Origin of the sequence: Bacillus sp. AY2-1 (assembly GCF_008368965.1) — a bacterium.
GTDB lineage: Bacteria > Bacillota > Bacilli > Bacillales > Bacillaceae_G > Bacillus_A > Bacillus_A thuringiensis_S.
This window is the reverse complement of the sequence record NZ_QPEL01000268.1, coordinates 1-2,831: the sequence shown is the minus strand read 5'-3', so window position 1 is coordinate 2,831 and position 2,831 is coordinate 1. Positions and strand designations below refer to the sequence as shown.

The window sequence follows — 2,831 nt, the reverse complement described above, 5'->3', positions numbered from 1 at the left end:
TTATTAATTATTGATATCAAAATTAATAATGGAATTGGATACATAAATATTCTTTGATACCAACATAATTCACATGGAATAAATCCTTTTATTTCACTAAAATATAAACTTCCTATAGTAGCAATAAATGATACAAAGAAAGAAATGTATATCATTACATTCTCACCTCTAAATATAAAAACAAACAACTATTGTTTCATAAATTTTTTTAATTCTTGTTTAGATTGGAGTCCTTCTAAACGTGCTACCTCTTCCCCGCTTTTATATTGAAGTAATGTGGGTGTTTTATCTACATTTTGTCCTTCCAAAAATGAAAAATCAATACTTGACTCTGATTCTATATTAAAAGCCAGAATATCTATTTTTTCCTCTCTAATAACTTCATTCATTATTGGCTTCATAGTCTGACAAGCTGAACAGCTTGTTTTATATACATAAACTTTAAAATTATCCTTAGAATCTATCTTTTTCTGTAGCTCTTTCATGGTTATATTTGTATAATTAGGTGTATCTAAACTCTTTGAATTGGACACAAAAAATACTATACAAACACTTAATATAATTACCAAAGAAGCCAAAAAAACTTTTTTTGTCATCTTGTCACCTCTAATCTCATCTTCTCATTACGTTTTTCCATTTCGATAATCGATTTTTCTACGAACACTAATTTTCTATCATATTCAGTCAAAAACTCAGGATTATGGGTAATAAAAATTAATATTACATTTAAATCTAATAGACTATCATAAATATTTTTAAAAGTATTTAGATCCACGTTACTAAGTGATTCATCTAAAATAAGAACACTTGGTTTTTGGAGAATAGCCCTAGCCAAGCAAAGCCTTTGTTTCTGTCCTGTAGATAAATTTGACATACTTTCATTTATAACAAAATTGAATTGATTAGATAAAGAATTAATAACATCATATATTTGTGCTATTTTACAAGCTTCTATAATCTCATCCTCTGTAAAATCCTCCCCCATACTTAAGTTTTCTCTTATACTATCTTTAAAAAGAAAAGGGGTTTCATTTAAATATATAATCTCATTTCTCAACTCTTTGCTACTAACACCATTAATATCCATACCATTTATAAAAATTTGTGAATCACTGACAGGGTACAATTTATTTAATAACCTTGAAAATGTTGTTTTTCCTGAACCGCTCTCCCCTACCAATATTATTTTCTCATTTTTATGTAAGGTAACATTAATATCCTTGATAATACATTGATCATTAATATGAAAAGATAAATTTTTAATTTTTATCTCTTCTACGCTAGCTATTTTTTTTTCATTGGTTTCTTTTAATACAGGATAATTCATAATATCTAAAAATCTATCCTTTGCAACCAGGGCCTTTTGTATTTCTCCTTGTATCTCAATTAATCCACCTAAAGAGCTCATGAAAAACATCATAAGAGAATTTACAAATAAAAAATCACCTAATGTCATAGAGTCAGACATAATCTGTTTCGCTCCCACAAACAAGATGATTATAGAAAAAGTAGTTTGTACTAACTTTTTCAGTCCATTACTATTAGTAAGTGAATATGCTTCTTTCCTTGTCGAATCTAATTGTTTACTAAATACTTTATGGAATGAGTTAAGAAAGTACTCTTTTTTATTTAATGAATATACACTAGTCATATTTTTTATAAATTGAATTAGAAAAGATTGAGTATATGATCGTGCAGACATTAAATTTCTATTTCTCCTCTTCAAAATATCATAATATATAATTGTTAATGATATTAGAATTAATGATAAACAAAGTACTATAAGGAATAACATTTTATTAATCATATAAAGAACGATTCCTATTCCTAATAGAATTACCGAATTTAATATTAGTGATATAAAAGCCACATTTACTAAATTCCTAATATACGATGTATCATTAAATCTTGAAATAATATCTCCACTTTCCCTATTTTCAAAAAAGACTAACGGCAATTGGATTATCTTTTCTAAATACTGTGTTGAAATAGATTTATCTAATTTAATTGCAGCTCTATTGGTTACATAAATTCGAGCGTAATCAAATAGATTATTTAACAAATTAATACCTAAAAAAGTTAAAGTGAATTGCACTAAAAAATGATCATAATGATACGGAATAACAAAATCAGTTAAAATTTTAAAGAAATAAGAATTACCTATGGAAAGAAGAACAAATAAGGACGATAATAATAATACTGAGACTATAGTAAATTTATTACCTTTTATTAGTTCCTTAAACATTTGTTTTGAATAATTTATACTTTGGGCAAAAAATTCATCATTATTTTTTTTAGTAATTAAGAGAAGAATCCCTGTAAATTCTTTCTTGAATTCATTGATAGATATTGTACTTATCTTCTCATTTACAGGATCACTTATTATTAATTTATTTTTCTGTTTCTTATAGATAATAATATAATGCCCTTCATAATCTCCCTCTTCTCCACGATTAACTAAAGCAATACATGGCATTTTAAGGTCGTAAAAAACTTCTTCTATATAGTTTTTATCTACCTCAATGGCCTTACATGAAAATTGTTTGAAATGATTAAATAGTGATATTAGGTCTTTTAAACTATAACCATTTTTTGTAACAACTAAATCTCTAAGATAATTTATACCATATTGTAAATTATAATATTTTAGTATTGATGATACACAAGCAATTCCACAATCATATTCCTCTTGTTGTTTCGTATGTACATATTTCATACACATATCACCTTAAATTTAAATTATTTAAAAACTTATCATAATATAGTAGCTTTGATTAGATAGATTAGTATAAAATGTTGCAAGTAAAAAAATTTCATCTTTAAAGATGAAA

At 25.5% G+C, this 2,831-nt stretch carries 3 protein-coding genes; all 3 read right to left on the bottom strand.

Annotated elements, in window-relative coordinates; all coding sequences use genetic code 11:
- The coding region (locus DN403_RS30165; RefSeq protein WP_149186087.1) for a disulfide bond formation protein B at positions 1–155 on the bottom strand (155 nt) is incomplete at its 3' end.
- Between the two features lie 33 nt (positions 156–188).
- Positions 189–596, bottom strand: coding sequence for a thioredoxin family protein (locus DN403_RS30160; protein ID WP_179958959.1), 408 nt, complete (start codon positions 594–596; stop codon positions 189–191).
- Entirely contained in the window at positions 593–2,716 is a 2,124-nt protein-coding gene (locus DN403_RS30155) for a peptidase domain-containing ABC transporter (RefSeq protein ID WP_149186086.1), read from the bottom strand. The genes DN403_RS30160 and DN403_RS30155 overlap by 4 nt, the downstream gene beginning before the upstream one ends.
- Between the last annotated feature and the right edge of the window lie 115 nt (positions 2,717–2,831).